The following is a 20370-nucleotide window of genomic DNA, read 5'->3' on the forward strand; positions in this document are numbered from 1 at the left end:
ATGCCAAGGATACTGTAATGAATGCCCCACTCACCACAAAGCCTGATGCTCAGCAAAATTACTTAAAAAATGAGCTTTATACGCTGATTCAGCAAGACCCTGGCATCTTTGAATTTATTCAATCTGGCTCGCTGGATGGCCTTTGGTACTGGGATATTGAAAAACCGGAAAACGAATGGATGAGCCCCCGATTCTGGGAAACTCTGGGCTACGCCCCGTCAGAAAAGGCCCATCTTGCCAGCGAGTGGCAAGACATTATTTTTCAAGAAGATCTGGCGACGGCACTGGTCAACTTTAAAGAACATTGCCAAAACCCCGACCATCCTTACGATCAAATTGTGCGCTACCGCCATCGCAACGGTTCCACCGTATGGATTCGCTGTCGGGGCATGGCGGTACGAGATGACAATGGCCGCCCCCTACGCATGTTAGGCGCTCACACCGATGTCACCGAATTAAAGCTGGCCGAACTCCGACTGGCGGAGAAAAACGATGAGCTGCTCAAATACAGCTACGCTATTTCCCACGACTTAAAAGGCCCCATTGGCAATGCCGGTTTGGGCCTGAAATTGATTGAAGAAAATTTCAGCGCCGGGCTGGACCCGATGGCTAAAACCTTGCTGTCCCAAATGACCGATACCATGAGCCGTATGATCACCGTGATTGATGGCCTGCATAATATAGCCGTGGTAGACGGCCTGGAATCCGATTCCGAAACCTTTTCACTGGGTGCCCTGCTTGAAACTGTCAAGCAAGACCTGCAACAAGATATTAGTCAAAGCAACGGCCACATTACGCTGGACAGCGATGGCGACATTACCGCGACCAAAGTCCTTTGCACCCAAGTACTCTACAATTTGGTTCAAAACGCGCTTAAATACCGCAAACCCGAGGTGGCGCCCCAGATCAATATCGGCCTGGGTGAGACTCCCAGCCACTGGCAGGTTACCGTTATCGACAACGGGCTAGGCATTGCCCCGCAACACCACGAAAAGATATTTGAATTTTTAAAACGCCTGCACGCCAATCATGAAATCGCCGGCTCAGGTTTAGGTCTGAGTTTTTGCAAAAAAGCGGTCTCACGTTTGGGGGGAACGCTAAAACTCGAGTCCGCCGAAAACTGCGGCGCCATATTCAGCTTTACCATTGCCAAACCCTGATAGTAGTATCTGCAGCGCCCTACTTGTTGCCATGCTCACAATCATAGCAACCTAGGGAAGGTCTGCACAACCTCCCTCGTTCATAAAAATACCGCTAAAAATACGCGTTAGTTTCTTGGGCCGCGGTGATTCTCAGCTTTTCCCGGCCTGTAACCAGCCATTTGGCTGATTACAGGCGCACCTTCCCTACGAAGGCAGATATTTCTCCGCTCTCAGCAGGTTGGTAAACGCCGAGAGGACATACAGGCGATTGGTGTTTTTCGCCAGTCCACGGTAGCGAACCTTCCCATAACCAAACTGCTGTTTGATCGTCCGGAACGGATGCTCGACTTTCGCACGCACGCTGGCCTTTATTCCCTCCAGCATTTCCTGTAGCTGGTCAGCCAGCTTGCGCCGGGTGCCGGGGCGTAGCGCGATACGCCAATCGACATCCCGATCTTTAAACTCATCTCGCTTATGGATGCCGGTATAACCCGCATCACCCCAGACCCGCTGCTCTTCTCCGTGAAGAAGCTGATCTGCCGCAGTGAGATCATGCACATTCGCGGCTGTGGTCTCGATGCTGTGAATCAAGCCGTCCCGGTCATCCACGCCAATATGCATCTTCATGCCAAAGTGCCATTCATTGCCTTTCTTTGTCTGGTGCATCTCCGGATCCCGCTCCCCGTCCTGATTCTTGGTTGAGCTGGGCGCGGCGATAATCGTGGCATCAACAATGGTGCCTTCACGCATCATCAGACCCTGCTGGCGCAGCTGGGCGCTCACGGTATCGAAGATCACTTTGCCCAATTTGTAGCGTTCTAAAAAATGACGGAAGCGGAGAATGGTGCTTTCATCCGGTAGCCGATCAGACAAACGGAGCCCGGCAAAGCGGCGCATCGACTCGATCTCGTACAGGGCATCCTCCATCGCCGGATCACTGAGGTTGTAGAACAGCTGCAGGCAGTGAACCCGAAGCATTATCGCCAGCGGGTACGGCGGATTCCCGTTCTCACCCTTGGGATAGTGCTTGCGGAGCTTCTTCTCCAGCTTGGCCCAGGGAATCAAGCCATCCATTTTCTCGAGGAACAGCTCCCGCCGCGTCTTGCGCTTCTTGTTTTGGTATTCGGCTTCGGCGAAAGTCAGTTGGCTCATGCTATATTCCGGTTGAAATGGGTCATCACGAAATTATCTCAAATTTTCGAGGTTGTGCAGAGGTTCCCTAGTTCCAGGTATTGTGCTGCGGCAGCCCTCAGCACAAAAAGCTGTGACGCCACACTGACAAGCCCTTCAATAACAAAGACTTCCGGTAACCATGAGGAAAAATGTGAGCCCTCCCCCCGTTAAGCGGCTGCGAAGAATTTTTCCGCAAATTCTGGTTCCAATACTGCTACTGCTGATTGCCAGTAATCTGCTGATCTTGGCCACTACCTATATCGCACTGGACCAGGAACTCCACAACAAAGACGATCGCTTATTGCTTACCGAGGCTGAAAAACTCTCCCAGCAATTTCAAAATGTGATACAAAAATTACCCATTGATGCCCGCCAAGCCAGCGGCTTTCCTGCGCTGGAAGGGGTCATTCGAGCAGAAACCGAGGCTCAATACGCCCATGAACTTAAGGATTGGGAGGCGCGACTAGCGCAATTATTTACCGGCATGTTACGCGCCAACCCCGCCCTCTCCCAAGTGCGCCTTATTCATAACACTGGGCAAGAACGTGTCCGGGTAGACCGCTATAACGAAGGCGGCCGCATCCAACGAGTTCCCAATTCCAAGCTGCAAAACAAAGGGGGCAGACAATACTTTACTGACACCATCAGCCTTGCTGCAGACGAGCACTACCTCTCCAAGATCGAACTGAATCGGGAAAACGGCAAAATTACAGAACCTCGTGAGCTGGTTATTCGCGTTGCCACCCCCGTTTTTCAACCCCAAGATACCAGCCAAGCCTATGGTGTTCTGGTGATTAACCTGGGACTGGCCCAAGCACTTGAAGAGATGGCCTCTTTGGCCGGAAATCGCAGCGTGATGTTGATCGACAGCAATGGTCGCTATCTTTTCCATTCCAATCAGGCTATAGCCATCACCCACGCCACCGCTCCTAAACGTAGCTTTTTTGATGACTTTGCCCTGACGGAGCAAAATCTCAGCGCCAATCGAGTGCATGTTTTCGACCAACAGCGCCTTACTGTGTTACCTCTGAGTTACGGTCAAAAACCCCTTAACCAAACCCAATTGTATTTGGCAATAGCCAGCCACAACGACGATGCCGTCAGTGTGCGAGACTCGGTCATTCGACAAACCCTATTTATTTTAGCCGCAGTGATATTGTTCACGGTGCTGCTGTGCATCTACATTACCCGCCGCATCACCACCCCCATCCGCCGCATGTCAGACAAATTGGCGAAAGACCAGCGGCAAAACCTCATGGGCGCAATACCTGGCAAAGCCCCCCTAGAGGTTCAACAGCTGGCACAAGAATTTGACCGGGTTTATTCCAACCTGACCGAGCAACAACACCAGCTTGAAGTAGAGATTAGCGCCAAGATCCAAGCGCAAAAATCTCTGGAAGACAAAATCGACCTTCTTAACAAAGCCAACCAGGAACTACAGCAATTTACCTATATTGCCTCCCACGATCTGCAGGAGCCCCTGCGCACCATTCGCAGTTTTATTACGGTACTGTCCCAGCAATACGATCAGCTCTATGACGACCAGGGTCGTACCATGCTCAAGTTTGTCGATGATGCGGGCAGCAGGATGGAAACACTGGTCAAAGACCTGTTGGACTACGGCCGCATAGGGGTAAAAAGCGCCCCCCAAGTCGTTAACCTCAGTGAATTAATCCACTCGGTTCAACAAGACCTCGCCAAAGCCATTGAACACAGTGGCGCCATTTTGCAGATCGATGAACTGCCCGTATTAACAGGCTACGAGACTGAGCTGCGCTTGCTGTTTCAAAACCTGCTGGCCAACGCCTTAAAATTTTCCAGGCCCGGTATCACCCCCAAGATAACTATTTCGTCACAAGCCGTAGTCGATGGCTGGCAATTCGCCATATCAGATAATGGTATTGGCATTGCAGAAGAGTATAGAGATAAAATATTTGGCGTATTTAAACGCCTGCACACTAAACAAGAGTACGCAGGAACCGGTATCGGCTTAGCCCATTGCAAAAAGGTCGTGGAACTTCACGGCGGCAAAATCTGGGTTGAAGCCAGTCACACCGACGGCAGCGGCAGCTGCTTCCTGTTTATACTCAAGGAGCCAAAGAGTGAAAAAGTTGAAATCAATCCTGCTGGTTGACGATGACATAGCAACCAATTACCTGCATCGAATGGTGATTGAAAGCTATGGATTTACCGAGCACATTGCTGAGGTGCACGACGGCCAGGAAGCCATGGAGTACCTCACCAAGAAAATTGATGGTGAATACCCACGACCAGAAATTATCTTTTTGGACATCAACATGCCCCGCATGGATGGCTGGGAATTTCTTGAGGCCTACGAAAACATCGCCCCGGAGTGCAAAGCGGGAGCCGTGATTGCCATGCTAACCACCTCACTTAACCCCGACGACCGGAGCAAGGCCTCAGACTACGACTGTGTTAAAAACTTTGAGAACAAGCCTTTAGACCACGATAAACTAAGCAAATTATTGGCAGATGTTTTCCCAGAATGTGTCAAAGACAGCTGATCAAAACGTCAAGCCACCGCCATTGAGCACGTGTAAATGAGCGACTCCACTCGCCCGACAATATTGATTGTTGAAGATGAGCAATCCAGCGCCACTTTAATGTTGCTGTTGCTCGCAAACCACTATGAGACGGAAGTCGCCCATAATGGTGAGCGCGCCATTGAGCTGATGAAAGCCCTGCGGCCCGATTTGATCTTGCTGGATGTTGTTATGCCAAGAATGGACGGCTACCAAGTGTTAGAGGCAATACAAGAACTTTATGCCGACGATCCAGTGCCCGTCATTTTTATTACCGGCCTGAACACCCCCGATGCAGAAGTACGCGCACTGAGTGATGGGGCCGTGGATTTTATTCACAAGCCCTTCCAGCCAGACATAGTACAAGCGCGTATTCGCCTGCACCTTGAACTGCAATACAAAACCAAGGCCCTGACCAAAGCCAATAAAGAACTTGAACGACTATCGAGAATAGACCCTTTAACCGAACTGGCTAACCGCCGCCATCTTGAAGAAACTGCCGCCCACGAAGTCGACCGGGCACGGCGACAACAACGCCCTCTTAGCCTTATTACGCTGGATATAGATCACTTTAAAAAGGTCAACGACCAGTACGGGCATATTATTGGTGACCTCGTCCTCAAGGCCTTTGCAAACTATGCCAGCCAGTTTATGCGCGCCAGCGACTTTCTTGCCCGGACAGGGGGAGAAGAGTTTGTCTTTTTATTGCCTGACACCTCGCTAGATAACGCCACCGATGTAGCAAAACGCTTTCGTCTTGCGCTGGAGTCTTTCAACATCGACATTGGCAACAACGAGAAGCTCCAGATCAGAGTGTCCGCGGGGGTCGCCCAATTTACAGATAGCGACATCAATATTGAAGGCACATTTGCACGGGCTGACAAGGCACTTTACGACGCGAAACAGCAGGGCCGTAACAAGGTCGTTGCCCAGCAGGCCTCACAAGCCAGCGGCTAATACAGTAGAGTACCCCGCGTTTAACAAACTTGCCCTGCCCGGCTCAAGGCCACAACAGCCTGGCTAAGCCCGCTCCAGCGGGAAGGCAATAACCTCATCAATACGGCTGGCCCCACAGGCCAACATCACCAAACGATCTAAACCCATTGCCACTCCCACACAGTCCGGCAAGCCTGCCTGCATCGCCTTCAACAATTGGCGGTCAATGGCCGGGCGATGCTGCCCTGCCGCATCCCGGCGTTGGTGATCAAGGCTGATACGACGCACAAATTCGCTGGCATCTTGCAGCTCGTCATAGGCATTTGCCAGCTCCATGCCGCCATAAAATGCTTCAAAGCGACGGGCAACAGCTTGGCCTGAGGCATCGACCTCTACCTTTGCCAGCGCAGCCTGAGATGCCGGAAAGTCGTAAATAAAACTGATGGCATTGCGCTTCAGAGCAGGTTCCACCACGGTAGACATCAGCAGCTGCAACCACATATCCCGATCTTCACTACTAAAACTGAGTTCAAGATGTTGCTCGGCCACTTCCTGCAAACGAGAAGCCTCAGCGGTGAAGGGGTCGATACCACAATAGTTGATAAAGGCCTGCTGATAACTGATCTTTTCGACCGGCGGCGCACTGCCCAGTGCCAGCGAGATCACCGCAGCCACCTCGTCCATTAGCGCAGTCAATCCCAAGCCCGGCCGATACCATTCCAGCATGGTAAATTCAGGGTTGTGGCGCCGCCCTCGCTCCCCCTGCCGAAACGCTTTGCAAATTTGATAAACAGGCCCACTCCCCGCTGCCAGCAGACGTTTCATGGCGTATTCCGGCGAGGTTTGCAAATACATCTCGCCTTCGCCATTGGGCCGAGTCGCGGCAATGGCCTCGATATTGGGGTCGGTTACCGGTGCCGAGGCCAGCAGTGGCGTCTCCACCTCCATCACCCCCTTATCGGCGAAAAAAAGGCGCAGCTGCGAAAGCAGTTGCGCCCTTTTTTTCAGCGAATCCAAGTCAGCCGTAGGCCGCCAAGAACTCACCTCAGCTTTTCACCCGGCTGACATATTCGCCGCTGCGGGTATCGACTTTAATCACCTCACCTTGGTTGATAAACAGCGGTACCTTTACCACGGCGCCCGTGCTCAAATGCGCAGGCTTGGTGCCACCTTGGGCGGTATCACCTTTCAGGCCGGGGTCGGTTTCTACAATTTCAAGCTCAACAAAATTCGGCGGCGTCACCGACAAGGGCGCGCCGTTGTATAAGGTTACGGTAAAAACATCTTGCTCTTTCAGCCAGTTAACCGCGTCGCTCACCGCTTTGCTATCGGCTTGAACCTGCTCAAAAGTGGCGGGATCCATAAAATGGTAAAACTCGCCATCGGTATAGAGATATTCCATCTCCTGATCCATAACGTCCGCGCCTTCCAGTGATTCACCGGACTTGAACGTGCGCTCCCAAACTCGGCCAGAATTCAGGTTGCGCAATTTAACCCGGTTAAAGGCTTGGCCTTTGCCCGGTTTTACAAACTCATTGTCCAGAATCGAGCAAGGCTCGCCATCGAGCATTACTTTGAGCCCCGAACGAAAATCATTGGTAGAATAGTTGGCCATATGTTCCTCAGCGACAGCGTCGATAACCGTGATTTTAAAAGGCCACAATGATACCCGTTAACGCATCAATTTGGCAGACCGAAACGTGGCAACAGCAAATGCGACATCTGATTCGCGACCCGCAGGAACTGATGCGGCGGTTAGAGCTAAAAAGCGAGGCCGAACCAGAGTTAGCCGCCGCCCTGAAACAATTCCCTCTGCGAGTACCCGAAGCCTTTGTGGCTAAAATGACCAAGGGCAACTGGCAGGACCCGCTACTGTTGCAAGTTTTACCCCAAGGTCAAGAAGCCCTGCCCCAACCCGGTTACAGTGATGACCCGTTGGAAGAAAAAACCGCCAACCCCGTCCCCGGCCTTATTCATAAATATCCGAGCCGGGTATTGCTGATCACCAGTCCGGCTTGCGCCATCAACTGTCGCTACTGCTTCCGCCGCAGCTTTCCCTATCAAGACAATATCCCCGGCCAACAGGACTGGCAGCACGCCATTGACTATATTGCCCAACGCCCCGATGTCAGCGAGGTTATTCTCAGCGGCGGCGATCCACTGGTGGCCAATGACCGCGCCCTTCAACAGCTCATCGAGCGCCTCGCGCAAATCCCGCAGCTCACCACCCTGCGTCTGCATACCCGGCTGCCGCTGGTGATGCCCGCTCGAATCACCCCGGAGCTGGTCGACATCCTCACCGCGACCCGGTTACAAACGGTGATGGTAGTGCACTGCAACCATGCCAATGAGCTTGATGACGCCACCGCTTCTGCATTCCGTCTGCTGACAAGCAACGGTGTTAGCCTGCTAAATCAAAGCGTACTGTTGGCTAACATCAACGATAACGCCGCGGCACTCGGGAGTTTAATGCGCAAGCTGTTCAGCCAAAACGTCTTGCCTTATTACATACACCTGTTGGATAAAGTGACGGGGGCAGCCCATTTTGAGGTCAGTGAAGCGCGGGGCATCGAGCTGCTGACCGCATTACGGGCAAGTTTGCCGGGCTACCTGGTTCCTCGTTTAGTTCGTGAAGAACCCGGAAAGACGAGCAAAACCCCTATTGCGCTCTGACATTGAACCGCGTAAAAACATATACTTAGCTCATAATTGTGTATTGATGTCATAACATCTCAGTAAAGTAGCAAGACGGCGGAAGAAGATGACCGGAAAATCAGACACAGCGATTCCGCTCCCTGAAGCAAGCAGGGACAAGCACAGCCTGTTCGCCACAAACGCCAACGCAGCCCGAGCTTGGCTACAAACCGTGCCCAGAGCAAACTTGGGCGAAGCCACGCGGCAGCTCTATCAAGCCACATCAGAACTCAATCAAGTCAAGTGCAAAGGCAAAGAGCGGCTGGAAATCCTTGAAACACTCCGACCTGACGTCCACCAAGCTATTCAGGGGCTAGCACAGCACTACTTAAGCAAACCTCTTAACATTCCCGAAAAGGTCGAGAAAATAGTCTCTCTGGCCAATACACTAAACGCCCAGCTGGCAACCGGTTATGCCCTGTCGTTCAAAGCTTTGCTACAGGAATCACGGCTACTGAAGCCAACTGAGGCATTATCTCGGGCCCTGCATCGACTCATTACTGAATACAGCCGCATTTTGCTGCGCACTTATCAACTCCACCGCTCGCCTAGCAGCGGTTACTGGCAAAAACTGCATTATTTTTATCAGCAAGGCCTCATACAAAAAGTTTTAAAACACAAAACCAACGACCCCTTGTACGGATCAGGCAACGTTAACGACGCTTATTTACGCGCCCTGTTATTATCCACCAGCCGCCCCCACCAACTGCCGCAACGCTATCTGAGCGAGTTATTTATTGCACTTTCTCGCATGAGTAATTTGGTTGAGCTACGCGGCGAACGTTTAGAAAGCTGTGCATTCTTACTCGATCCCAAACAAGACAGTGCGCCGCAATATCGTGAGTTAATCAACCGTGCGCCTACCGAAGGCTGGCTAGGCATGGATACCCGGCCGCTGACCAAGCAGGATGGCGAATCGTCGTTATTCAGCAAAGCCCCGTCTATTCCCCCGTTGCTGCAAGAGCGAGTTATATTGGCTTGGAGCGAAGCCGCCGACCGGGTTTCTGACCGCCAACCTTGTAATATCCTGGCCAAAGTTGCGGTGGGCATCAGCGCCAGCCACTACTATATTGCCAGAGAAGAAGTTTTTGAGACGTTTAAGCTAAACAGCAAAGAAGCCACTGCCTGTCCAGACCCTTTTTTGGAGCACGTACCGATTGACCCTTGGGCTGGCGTGCCAGACACAGACCCACATGAGCAAAAAACAAGGGCTTATGCTCAAACAGGGATTGATTACAAAGTACCTACCCACACGATTGAAACCATTGAGTACAGCTTGCCCAGCAGCAATACCAAAAAGCGCGGGATAAAAGCCCACTACAGCTACGTTGACTCACGTATTCTGGATATCAGTGATAGCGGTTATCGTATCCAATGGGACCCGGCACCCAATCTGAAGGTCCGCAATGGCGAACTGATGGCGGTGAAAAGTGCGGACATTCCCGAGTGGAGTCTGGCGGTGGTGCGCTGGCTACGAAACGAAGACCACTCTCAGGTTGGGGCAGAAATATTGGCGACCACCGCCACACCGTACAGCGCGCGGGTACTCAATGCCGGACAGCCGATTACCGACTACCAACGCGCCGCACTTGCTATTTGGCGGCAAGCAAAAACTGGATGGCACGGTGTTAATGGCCGCGCTCTCCACCTTTAAATCCGGACAAACTATTGAGCTTGTCCGTCCCGGTCATGTCATGCGAATCAAGCTGACGAAACTGGTTGAAGAAAGCAATGCCTTCAAGGCATTTGAGTTTGATGAAATAAAATCCAACAAACCCGCTCGCAAAGAAAGCAACGACAAGGAACGTCTAAACAACGATTTTCAGGAGGTTTGGGAGATTTTATAGCTCCTTCTCCATACTTAGGCGTTCAGTCATATCACATGATTCACAAACAAATAATGAATATATTGCTCGTTAGTTTATCTGACAGCGATGTAGAACTTTTGACCGGCGGCTTTAGAAAAGCCGGACAGGTTTGCCGCGAAATCCGGGTCACCAACAGCGAACAGTTTGCTGAACAGCTGAATGGGCAACGCTGGGAGCTGATTATATTTGACGCGGAGCGTGCGACTTTTGACATCCAACAATGCGGCCATCTATTGCGCAAAGGCGGGCACGATATCCCAGTTATCTACATGGGCAATGCCGAATCACTGCCACCACCCGATGCCGCCGTCGCGGCTGTTTTCAGCAAATATGAATTCCCCCGCTTGGTCAGCGCCAGCCTCAGAGAAGTACAAGCCCTCCTGCACCGACGCCAACTAGCCACATTGCAGCACACGCTAAATGCAGCAGAGCAGCGCAGCCATTTACTGATGACCGAGTCGAAAGACCCGGTGGCCTACATCACTGACGGCATGATCATCCACGCCAACCCTGCGTTTTGCCAGCAACTAGGTTTTGATGATGTCGATGGTTTTCCCATAGTCGACCTCGTTGAACACAAGGATCAGGATCGATTAAAGAATGTCCTTAAACAGCAGCTTAAAGGCGAGGATGACCGGCATATCGACCTACACTTTCACTGCAATGATAACTCCACCGCCCTATTCACCGTGTACTGCAGCAATACGCAATATGACGACGAAGCCTGTATCCAGCTATTGCTCAACGAGCCCAGCAGCGCCGCCAACACCGGCAATATCGATGAAAGCACTGGCTTAGCAAACCGCTATCATTTTGAACACTTACTGCAAGAGTTTGTAGAAAATGAACGCAACAGCAACAGTTCACTGCTGCTCATCTCCGTGGATAACTTTAGCCGCTTGAGGCAAATCACTGGCCTCAAAGGTATCGAAGTATTTATTGCCGATGTGGCCGGGCGGATACGCACCCAGTTAAATGCCCAAATTTACGGGCGTATTAGCGATGACATTATTGCCGCTGTTACCCACCATATTCCCAGCCAAACTGCGCTGGAGATGGCCGAAGGTTTGCTAAACAGCGTAGAAGAAGCAATCATCGAAATAAAAACACAATCCCTACAATGCACGCTTAGCACGGTGATTATGCCTATCAATCACCTCACGCCACCCCATGCACCCTCTTTGCTAGACACTAGCTTCCAGTTTTTAAAGGGGCTTATTGACGCGGGCGGTAACCAGGCAGCCATTTATAAAAAGGACCGCCAGCAACTTAAAAACAGCGAAGCAGCCAGTGAAATAGTCAGCGAGGCCCTGGCCGATAACCGGCTACAACTGTTGTTTGAACCAATGGTGAATTTAAGTGATGCAGACGGCGATCATTATGAAGTCAGCTTTGAACTGAAAGACCGAGCAGAAGACGAAATCACCGCTGGCGAGCTAATGCGTAATATCGAAAACGAAGCGAGCAATATTCAGCTGGACCGCTGGATAGTGATGGAAGCCACCAAATTACTGGCCAAGGAACGCCTCACTGGGCAGGACATCAAGCTGGTAATCAACCTGAGCGCTAATGTCTTTCATGACCCCGAGTTTTGTTCCTGGCTGGGGGTGGCAATAAAAGCCGCCGCACTGCCTGCCGCAACGCTTACCCTGCAGTTTGGCGAAGACAGTATCCGTGACAACCTCAAACCCGCACTGGATTTTTGCACCCAATTCAAGCGAATGGGCGGTAACATCGGGGTGCGCAATTTTGGCCGGACCGAAACGGCCCATAAATTTCTTGGCCATATCAAACCCGGCCTGGTAAAGCCGGGGATGCGCCGCAGCGACACGCCGGATAGCAAACAGATAAGCGAGTTTATCCGTGTGGCCAAAGGCTTAGGCAGCCGTATTGTGGTGCCCAATGTCGGCAGTGCCGCCACCTTAGCCATGCTCTGGCAACTGGGTCCCGACTTTATTCAAGGCAGCTATGTTCACGAACCCCAGCCAACAATGAGCTATGAATTCTCGGCGTTTAATTAAACAGCCAGATCATCGCAAGCCCGCTTGCCACCTCAGTGACTGAGCCGGTCACTGATCCCCAGTAAATACAGAATACCGTCCAATCCCAGGGTGCTAATGGACTGCTTGGCACTTTCCCGCACAATGGGCTTGGCGCGAAAAGCGATTCCCAACCCGGCAATACTGAGCATGGGTAAGTCATTGGCGCCATCACCAACGGCAATCACCTGCTCCAGATCAATACCCTCTCGGCGCGCAATTTCTCGCAACAACTCGGCCTTGCGTTGGCCGTCCACGACGACACCTTCCACTTCGCCCAGCACCTTGCCATCTTTCACCGGCAAGGCATTGGCGTAGACATAATCGATGCCCAGCTTTTCTTTCAGGTATTCGCCAAAGTAGGTAAAGCCACCAGAAAGAATCGCTGTTTTATAGCCCATGCGCTTGAGGGTAGAAATCAAACGTTCGGCCCCTTCCGTAATAGGCAGTGTGTGCGCAATACCTTCAAGCACAGACTCATCCAGCCCTTTCAACAACGCCACCCGAGCCTTAAAGCTCTCGGTAAAGTCGATTTCGCCGCGCATGGCCCGCTCGGTAATCTCGGCAACCTGCTCACCCACACCGGCCGCCGCCGCCAGCTCATCAATCACTTCGGCTTCAATCAGTGTTGAGTCCATATCAAAGGCCACCAGACGCCGGGTGCGACGGAACATATTGTCCTCTTGGTAGGCAATATCAATATCCATTTCGCTGGCGAGATGCAAAAGCTCACGACGAAAATCCGAGGCATCGGCCAGATAGCCCCGCACCGACAGCTCAACACAGGCCTTAGACTGCTGAGTGGTATCGTCAAGAGAAATACGCCCAGACAGCCGATCAATCCGATCAATATTCAGCCCATAGCGCGCGACAATATCGGTGACAGAGGCAATATGCCGTCCGCTGATTTTTCGGGCCAGCAAGGTAACAATATGGCGCTGTTTACCCTGCCCGCTAACCCACTGTTCGTAGCTATCGGGGCTTACCGGCGAAAAGCGCACTTGCATGCCCATTTCGTGGGTACGAAACAGAATATCTTTTAGAATACTGGACGATTCCAAATCCGATGGCACTTCCACCAACAAACCCAAGGTGAGAGTGTCGTGGATCACTGCCTGGCCAATATCGAGAATGCTGACCTGATGATCGGCCAGAATACTGGTTATGGTGCTTGTCACACCCGGCCGGTCATCACCGGCAATATTAATTAGGATTATTTCGTTCACAGCGACCCCCGCAACAGACCGCGTATTGTAGCCGCTGAACGCATTCCACCCAAGCACCGAAAGCCTTGATATACTCGCCAGCAAAATTGTTACTTTATTATTGGCCTGGATACTCGCCCATGCTCAAGCAGCTTCTCAAGCTTCCTCTTTCAGCTAAATGTGGCCTGGTCGCCGCCATCATCTGCGCGGTTGCCGGGCTTACCCTTTTAATTACCAGTATGACTGCCAGCAAGCAGATTCTGTTAGAGACCACCCAAATGATTGGTCAGCAATGGACCGACCAACTGGCCTCACAAAGCCAACAATCGCTGCTGCGCAATGACAAAGTCAGCCTGCAGGCAATTTTGCAGGACTATATCAACAGCCCATTGGTGGTATACGGCAGTATCGCCAATGCCCGTCAAGAAACCGTTGCCGAAGCGGGCACCTGGCGGCCCGAAAATCTCAACTACGAGGCCGGGGTCGCCGGAGATGGCTCTCTGGGTATTGTTAAGCTTTCCCTTAGCAAAGATATTATCAGCACCGAAATTCGCGACCTGGGCAAAACCCTACTGATACTCACCGGCATATTGGCATGCTTAAGTTACGCCCTTGTCGCCGTGCCAGTTCGCCGAGCCGAATCGTGGCTGGAACTAGCCCGACTGCGTTTAGCCAACCCGCTGCGAGACGACAAAGCAGCCTACCGCGGCGATGACAGTTTAGGGCTCCTACTGGAAGAGATTCACAACCCCGAGATTCGCCTTTTAGAAGCCGGAGAACACCGCTACCGGGACTACTACGTTTTACACTGCCAATGGCAGGCCTACGAGCAATTAAAAGCACAAATGGCTCCCGACAGTTTTATCAGTCACCTGCATAACAGCCACGCCCGCGCCGAAGCCATTGCTCGCTTGTATCACGGTGAACTGATTCCACATCGCCAGACGGCGGTAAGCTTGCGCTTTTATGAGGTGAACGACACCGACCACCCGCTGTTTAGAGCACTGTGCTGCGCTGAGCTTTTACAAAAACTGGATCGAGCCTTAAAAACCCGGGCTGGGGTGGCGCATATTTTAGGAGAAGGGCAAGACTGGGAATGCGCGGCACTGGAATGCGCCGCGGTAGAGCGCCTGCATGAGGCGACCAAAGAAGGTCGCGGAATCTGGCTGGACAACAGCGCCAAAGAACACGAGCGGCTAGACGCCTGGGTTGAGCACAAAGGCAACCGGGTAAGCACCCTCAAACCGCCTTACAATGAGTTACTTGAGCGCCAGCAGACTCAGTTAAAAAACCTGAATCTGGCTGGCCGCTTTGAACAGGAAGAAAGCTAAACCTTTCTGGCCTCTATTCCCGATTTACTCGACAGCCAGACCATCGACCCGCTGGAAGCCCCTGGGCAGCTTATGCCCCCGGCGGCCTCGGTCACCCAGATAATGCTCCAGTTCAGACAATTTCAAGCTGAGGTGGCGCTTACCGGCAATCACTTTTAATGATTGCTGAGCCCCCATCACCGCGGCGGCAATCACATACTCTTCTCGGGCTGCGGCTCGAGCAGAGGGAATACCGATCATCTTATTGCCCTTACCTCGCGCCATCACCGGTAAATCTGCCAACGGGAATACCAACATCCGCCCTTCGGTGGTGACCGCAGCCAGATAATGGTCTTCAATTGCCGTTACCGGTACCGGCGGCAACACCTTGGCACCTTTGGGCAGGGTTAGCGCAGCCTTGCCCGCTTTGTTTTTGCCTTGCAGGTCAGCCAGTTTGGCCACAAAACCATAGCCTGCATCGCTGGCCAACAAAAATTGACTATTTTCTGCGCCCATCATCAGACCTTCAAAATGGGCGCCGGACTGGGCATTAATCCGCCCGGTCAGCGGCTCGCCCTGACCTCTGGCAGAAGGCAAACTATGTGCGGCCACGGTATAGGCTCGGCCGGTATGATCCAACACCACCACCGGCTGATTACTCTTGCCCTGTGTGGCCAGCTTAAAGCGGTCACCCGATTTGTAGTTCAGGGCAACAGGGTCAACATCGTGCCCTTTGGCTGCACGAATCCAGCCCATCTCCGACAACACCACTGTGACGGGGTCAGCTGCGATCACGTCTTCTTCAGAAAAGGCTTTGGCTTCACCACGGGTCACCAACGGCGAGCGACGGTCATCACCAAACTCGTCCGCCGCTTGCAACAGCTCTTTGCGCACTAAGGTTTTCATGCGTCGGCTGGAGCCCAAAATTTGCTCAATGCCATCCCGCTCAGCGGCAAGTTCATCCTGTTCACCGCGAATTTTCATTTCTTCTAATTTTGCTAAATTCCGCAGTTTTAAATCGAGAATCGCTTCGGCCTGAGTATCACTAATACCAAAGCGCGCCATCAACGCCAATTTAGGCTTATCCTCTTCTCGGATGATGGCGATGACTTCATCAATATTCAGATAGGCGACCAGCAAACCGTCCAGAATATGCAGGCGTTTCAGCACCTTATCTAGGCGAAATTCCAAACGGCGACGGGTGGTAGCGGTTCTAAATTCCAGCCATTCACCCAAAATCAGGTCCAGGCTCTTCACCTGAGGTCGGCCATTTATGCCGATCATATTCATATTGACCCGATAACTTTTTTCCAGATCGGTAGTGGCAAATAAGTGATTCATTACCGCTTCACAATCTACCCGGTTTGAGCGAGGTATCACGACCAGCCGGGTGGGATTTTCGTGATCAGACTCGTCCCGCAAGTCCACCACCATCGGCAATTTCTTGGCTTGCATCTGCGCGGCAATTTGCTCGAGAATTTTTGAGCCCGAAGCCTGGTGGGGCAGCGCCGATATCACAATATCGTCGCCGTCTTTATGCCACAGAGCCCGCATCCGCAATGAGCCACGCCCCGTTTCGTAAATTTTCTGCAGCTCGGATTGAGGGGTAATAACCTCGGCATCCGTGGGGAAATCCGGACCCAACACATGCTCGCACAACTCCGACACAGAAGCCTTGGGGTTATCCAGCAGGTGAATGCACGCTGATACCACTTCACGAAGATTGTGAGGTGGTATATCGGTGGCCATCCCCACTGCAATCCCAGTTGTGCCATTAAGCAACACATTGGGCACTCTGGCGGGCAAATTCGCGGGTTCGTCCAAGCCACCGTCAAAATTGGGGTTCCAATCTACGGTGCCCAGGGCCAACTCACTCAACAGCACATCGGCATAGCGGGTTAAGCGGGACTCGGTATAGCGCATTGCCGCAAAGGACTTGGGGTCATCTGGTGAGCCCCAGTTGCCCTGGCCGTCAATCAGCGGGTAACGGTAGGAGAAGCTCTGGGACATCAACACCATCGCTTCGTACACAGCACTGTCGCCGTGAGGATGAAACTTACCGATAACATCCCCCACCGTACGGGCAGATTTCTTGTGTTTGGAGCTGGCTTTTAGCCCCAATTCACTCATGGCATACACAATACGGCGCTGTACCGGCTTCAGGCCATCAGCAATATTGGGCAGGGCTCTATCCAAAATAACGTACATGGAGTAATCCAAATACGCTTTTTCGGTGTAAGTCTTTAAGGATATCTGTTCGACGCCATCGGCGCCGATCGCAATTGAGTCGGTCATAGGGGCTTTATTAAGTCCTTGTTAATCACTGCTACTAAACACTTACGATCCTAAGGGTAATTACGAAGAGTCAGCCATGTCATGTATTTCTATACTGAGCTCACCCTTTAAGAAGGAAAGGAGACGCAAAATGGCAATCTCAAATGTGGTGACGCTAAACGAATATCGCCAAGAAAGTGAACAGGTCATTATTGACGATATCAGCGCTCAAGCTTTTCTATTTTTACAAGAGCAAGCGCAGGAGAATAAACTCTCCATGAGAAAATTGCTAATGGAACACCTGCTGGGACTGGCTTGCGTCGTCAAAGCGGTGGAAGGTCCTGAAGAAGCCAGAAACTGGCTCAACAAGATCAGCTCGGAAATCACTCGAGAGCTCGAAAAATAGGCCTGCTAATGCGCTGTGGTTTTTGTTGTCCCACAGCGTTCACAGCGATATACCGTCACCAGCTTCCCCTGCTTCACATCAAATTTTTTCGCCGTATCGATCTTCCATTTATGGTGCCCCTCACGACATAAGCTATTCGCTTTTTTGCCGTCTCCACGACGGGAGAACGGGATAACCTCGCCCATACAACTCTCCATTGAATTTGACGATACTCGTCACGCTACCACTGCGCTCGATTCGGCTTTACTATACGCGCCTTAATTTAATCACGCGACGGCTCAGCAACAAGGAAATACAATGCAAATTGCCAACAACAGTGTTGTTTCGTTTCACTACACCTTAAAAAATGCTCAAGGTGAAGAACTGGAAAACAATCGCCAAGATGCCCCTTCTTTATACCTGCACGGTGCTAACAATATTATTACCGGCTTGGAAAACGCCATGGCGGGAAAATCCGCCGGTGACAGCTTCGAGGTTACCCTGACAGCAGAACAAGCCTACGGCCCCCGCCAAGATAATATGCAGCAGCGTATTCCCGCCAAATATCTAAAACACGAAGGCAAACTAAAGGTCGGGCAGCCAGTGAGCTTTAACACCGACAAAGGTAGACGTAACGGCACCGTCATCAAAGTCGGAAAATTCTCGGTAGACATCGACACCAACCATCCACTGGCGGGTCAAACACTGCTTTTTGCAATTGAGATCACCGATGTGAGAGAAGCTACCGCCGAAGAGATTCAGCACGGCCACGCTCACGGCGTAGGTGGGCATCAACATTAGACTCAGTGTCATTCTGCTTATGTCTTCCGCCATTAAAACAGATTCCGAATAGATTCTCCGGGCGCTCCAAAAAAGTGCGCTTTTAAGTAAACCCCTGTTTTAATGGCAGATAACCGCATGCTTACACAAGCCCCTTAAGTAAAACCCTCATAAAATTAACATTGCCCTGTGCACCAGCTTAAACAAAATGTTAGGCTAGTATTGACATCGCACAGCAGCTAATACACATTAGATGCATTGCACCGTATTTACTGATTTTACAACTCCAGAGTCATTCGTGAATTATTAACGTGCATATCTTCTTTTGAATTAACCACCGGGCATTCCACGCCAATTAGATACATATTCTGGTTAAAGAAACTGGCTACCTAAATGGCGCAAACCGCCAATCTAGTGTAGCTAGCGTCATTCTTGAGAAGTGGCATTATTTTTTCTTCGAAGTCCTCACCAAGTACTTAGGAATGTACTCTTCAGCCTTAATCGGCTGAAGAGTCATAGCCGAAGGTCAGGCAAAGATTCATATACAGAGATACGAGTAGTACCACCAAACTTAATACGCTATGACACTCGGCAACACTATTTTGAAAGAGCTTGTTCCTAGGGGACCTCTGATTAATTCGGTAATGTTTCAACGGAGTCTCTGGCGCGCACTGGCAAGGCGCGATGCGAAGATTAAGGCTGGTTGTCCTTAATGGGCATGGCAACGCAGTCCAGTGTGCGCCAGAGGCCCGCCCCTCGGGGCTTAGCCAAAAACAGCTCAACTGCGTTGCCGCCACTTGAAAGGCAACCAGCATTCCTTCATGTCGGCGCCTTGTTGAGCCGCTTTTGGCTAAGCTTGAGATATCACCGAATTAATAAGAGGTGCCCTAGTTAAAATCGAAAACGCACTGCTTAACATTATTCACGAATAAGGATTTTTGTATGAGTAATAAAAGGATCAAATTAACGCCGTATACTGACCCAACGTCTAATTTTCATTCTTGGTCTTTACTTTCCCAAGTAAAAAATGCGAATCAAGAGCTAACTCAACCGGAGGTCGTAACGAGGGATATTGAGGACAATCAGAACAACAGAAGCTTTCCACACATCCAGCCCCTGCCCCCGTTGCCTCAAAAACACATTGCCACTAATACTGAGACGGCCCTTCCTGGCAAAACCCTGTTAAAGCCCTTATTAAAGAATATTGCTTACGCCAATTGTAAATTGAGTACATCAACGTGACGGTTATCTGTATTGGTTCTCCCAAAGGGGGTGTCGGTAAAACGACGACGTCAGCACACCTAGCTTACGGGCTACGGCGCTCAGGCTATAGAGTGATTGCGATAGATTTCGACTCACAAAATGCATTGCGGTTACATTTTGGCATACCGTTAAATGATAGGCGGGGTTTTGTCGAGAGTGCCTCGTACAGCGAAGACTGGTCGTCGCTGGCAATACCCATTGCCGATAATTTATCAGTACTACCTTATGGCCATCCAAGTCGACAGCTCAAACAACGTTTTGAAGCAGACTTAATGAAACCTGATTTTTTACGCCAGCGCCTAGCCTCATTACAAAAAACCCCAGGCACCATTGTGATTATTGATCTCCCCCCAGGAGAATCGAATGCATTGGAGTCCGCGACGAACCTAGCAGATTTAAGGCTAACCGTATTGCTGCCCGACTCGGCATCGATGGCGTTGCTCCCTCGGGTTGAAAACAATGAGTTTTACCCAGGGACAGTGCCAATGAATAGCAGGCATGGCTTTGTACTTAATCAGGTCGACCCACAGCGCCGATTAAATAGTGAAATATGCGCGTTTATAGAGCACCGCCACAAAGATAGTCTCTTGGGACTGATCCATCGTGATGAAGCCGTAACAGAAGCGAATGCAACACAAAAATCGGTATTTGAAGGCTCTCCAGGCTCGCTGGCTGCAAAAGATTTCAATACTTTTGTCAGCAATGTTATGCGAGAGCTCCTTTCTATAGAAAAACCTGATGGACCAACGGTCGCTTAA

18 protein-coding genes are annotated in these 20370 nt (G+C 51.2%); 12 read left to right on the forward strand and 6 right to left on the reverse strand.

What is annotated here, in order from left to right:
* The first annotated feature begins 17 nt into the window (after nucleotides 1-17).
* Nucleotides 18-1160 (forward strand): PAS domain-containing sensor histidine kinase, encoded by a 1143-nt coding sequence (locus IMCC21906_RS17005; protein ID WP_052763571.1) that lies wholly within the window; start codon nucleotides 18-20, stop codon nucleotides 1158-1160.
* A gap of 186 nt (nucleotides 1161-1346) precedes the next feature.
* On the opposite strand, the gene IMCC21906_RS15215 is transcribed toward IMCC21906_RS17005, so the two are convergent.
* Nucleotides 1347-2294, reverse strand: a complete 948-nt coding sequence (locus tag IMCC21906_RS15215) for an IS5 family transposase (protein WP_047011319.1) — start codon at nucleotides 2292-2294, stop codon at nucleotides 1347-1349.
* A gap of 172 nt (nucleotides 2295-2466) precedes the next feature.
* On the opposite strand from IMCC21906_RS15215, the gene IMCC21906_RS16470 reads away from it, so the two are divergent.
* From IMCC21906_RS16470 to IMCC21906_RS15230, 3 genes are read left to right on the forward strand one after another with little or no spacing between them, the layout of a single operon-like run.
* The gene (locus tag IMCC21906_RS16470) at nucleotides 2467-4449 is read left to right on the forward strand and encodes an ATP-binding protein (RefSeq protein WP_052763572.1); all 1983 of its coding nucleotides are present in this window, start codon (nucleotides 2467-2469) and stop codon (nucleotides 4447-4449) included.
* The gene (locus IMCC21906_RS15225) at nucleotides 4418-4840 is read left to right on the forward strand and encodes a response regulator (RefSeq protein ID WP_047012871.1); all 423 of its coding nucleotides are present in this window, start codon (nucleotides 4418-4420) and stop codon (nucleotides 4838-4840) included. Before IMCC21906_RS16470 ends, IMCC21906_RS15225 begins: the two co-directional genes overlap by 32 nt.
* A 36-nt stretch (nucleotides 4841-4876) precedes the next feature.
* Nucleotides 4877-5815, forward strand: a complete 939-nt coding sequence (locus IMCC21906_RS15230; protein ID WP_047012872.1) for a diguanylate cyclase — start codon at nucleotides 4877-4879, stop codon at nucleotides 5813-5815.
* A gap of 63 nt (nucleotides 5816-5878) precedes the next feature.
* On the opposite strand, the gene epmA is transcribed toward IMCC21906_RS15230, so the two are convergent.
* Nucleotides 5879-6838 carry an EF-P lysine aminoacylase EpmA gene (gene epmA, locus IMCC21906_RS15235; protein ID WP_047012873.1) on the reverse strand — a complete coding sequence of 320 codons (960 nt, stop codon included), beginning with the start codon at nucleotides 6836-6838 and terminating at the stop codon, nucleotides 5879-5881.
* Nucleotide 6839: 1 nt separating this feature from the next.
* Nucleotides 6840-7409: an elongation factor P gene (efp, locus tag IMCC21906_RS15240; protein ID WP_047013489.1), complete on the reverse strand. Its 570-nt coding sequence runs from the start codon at nucleotides 7407-7409 to the stop codon at nucleotides 6840-6842.
* Between the two features lie 47 nt (nucleotides 7410-7456).
* On the opposite strand from efp, the gene epmB reads away from it, so the two are divergent.
* The 4 genes from epmB to IMCC21906_RS15260 all read left to right on the forward strand — a co-directional run bounded on the left by epmB (nucleotide 7457) and on the right by IMCC21906_RS15260 (nucleotide 12377).
* Nucleotides 7457-8467 (forward strand): EF-P beta-lysylation protein EpmB, encoded by a 1011-nt coding sequence (epmB, locus tag IMCC21906_RS15245; protein WP_047012874.1) that lies wholly within the window; start codon nucleotides 7457-7459, stop codon nucleotides 8465-8467.
* A gap of 88 nt (nucleotides 8468-8555) precedes the next feature.
* Nucleotides 8556-10142: a hypothetical protein gene (locus IMCC21906_RS15250; protein WP_047012875.1), complete on the forward strand. Its 1587-nt coding sequence runs from the start codon at nucleotides 8556-8558 to the stop codon at nucleotides 10140-10142.
* Nucleotides 10114-10335, forward strand: a complete 222-nt coding sequence (locus tag IMCC21906_RS15255) for a hypothetical protein (RefSeq protein ID WP_156166063.1) — start codon at nucleotides 10114-10116, stop codon at nucleotides 10333-10335. Before IMCC21906_RS15250 ends, IMCC21906_RS15255 begins: the two co-directional genes overlap by 29 nt.
* 53 nt (nucleotides 10336-10388) lie before the next feature.
* Entirely contained in the window at nucleotides 10389-12377 is a 1989-nt protein-coding gene (locus IMCC21906_RS15260; protein ID WP_197085913.1) for an EAL domain-containing protein, read from the forward strand.
* Nucleotides 12378-12409: 32 nt separating this feature from the next.
* Here IMCC21906_RS15260 and serB read toward each other — a convergent pair whose 3' ends face one another.
* Entirely contained in the window at nucleotides 12410-13621 is a 1212-nt protein-coding gene (gene serB / locus IMCC21906_RS15265) for a phosphoserine phosphatase SerB (protein ID WP_047012878.1), read from the reverse strand.
* A 119-nt stretch (nucleotides 13622-13740) separates the two neighbouring features.
* Here serB and IMCC21906_RS15270 point away from each other — a divergent pair, with 119 nt between their 5' ends.
* A complete protein-coding gene (locus IMCC21906_RS15270; protein ID WP_047012879.1) occupies nucleotides 13741-14931 on the forward strand; it encodes a hypothetical protein in 1191 nt (396 codons plus the stop codon).
* A gap of 24 nt (nucleotides 14932-14955) precedes the next feature.
* Here the strand turns inward: IMCC21906_RS15270 and parC are convergent, their stop codons facing one another.
* Nucleotides 14956-17205 carry a DNA topoisomerase IV subunit A gene (parC, locus tag IMCC21906_RS15275; RefSeq protein WP_047012880.1) on the reverse strand — a complete coding sequence of 750 codons (2250 nt, stop codon included), beginning with the start codon at nucleotides 17203-17205 and terminating at the stop codon, nucleotides 14956-14958.
* A 130-nt stretch (nucleotides 17206-17335) separates the two neighbouring features.
* On the opposite strand from parC, the gene IMCC21906_RS15280 reads away from it, so the two are divergent.
* Complete coding sequence (locus IMCC21906_RS15280) at nucleotides 17336-17590, forward strand: hypothetical protein (RefSeq protein WP_047012881.1); 255 nt, start codon at nucleotides 17336-17338, stop codon at nucleotides 17588-17590.
* Nucleotides 17591-17595: 5 nt separating this feature from the next.
* Here IMCC21906_RS15280 and IMCC21906_RS15285 read toward each other — a convergent pair whose 3' ends face one another.
* Complete coding sequence (locus IMCC21906_RS15285) at nucleotides 17596-17775, reverse strand: hypothetical protein (RefSeq protein WP_047012882.1); 180 nt, start codon at nucleotides 17773-17775, stop codon at nucleotides 17596-17598.
* 112 nt (nucleotides 17776-17887) lie between these two features.
* Between IMCC21906_RS15285 and IMCC21906_RS15290 the strand changes: the two genes are divergently transcribed.
* Together IMCC21906_RS15290 and bcsQ are read left to right on the forward strand one after the other, a co-directional pair.
* A complete protein-coding gene (locus tag IMCC21906_RS15290; protein WP_047012883.1) occupies nucleotides 17888-18370 on the forward strand; it encodes a peptidylprolyl isomerase in 483 nt (160 codons plus the stop codon).
* A gap of 1217 nt (nucleotides 18371-19587) precedes the next feature.
* The gene (gene bcsQ / locus IMCC21906_RS15300; RefSeq protein ID WP_047012885.1) at nucleotides 19588-20370 is read left to right on the forward strand and encodes a cellulose biosynthesis protein BcsQ; all 783 of its coding nucleotides are present in this window, start codon (nucleotides 19588-19590) and stop codon (nucleotides 20368-20370) included.

The organism is Spongiibacter sp. IMCC21906, assembly GCF_001010805.1.
Taxonomy (GTDB): domain Bacteria; phylum Pseudomonadota; class Gammaproteobacteria; order Pseudomonadales; family Spongiibacteraceae; genus Spongiibacter.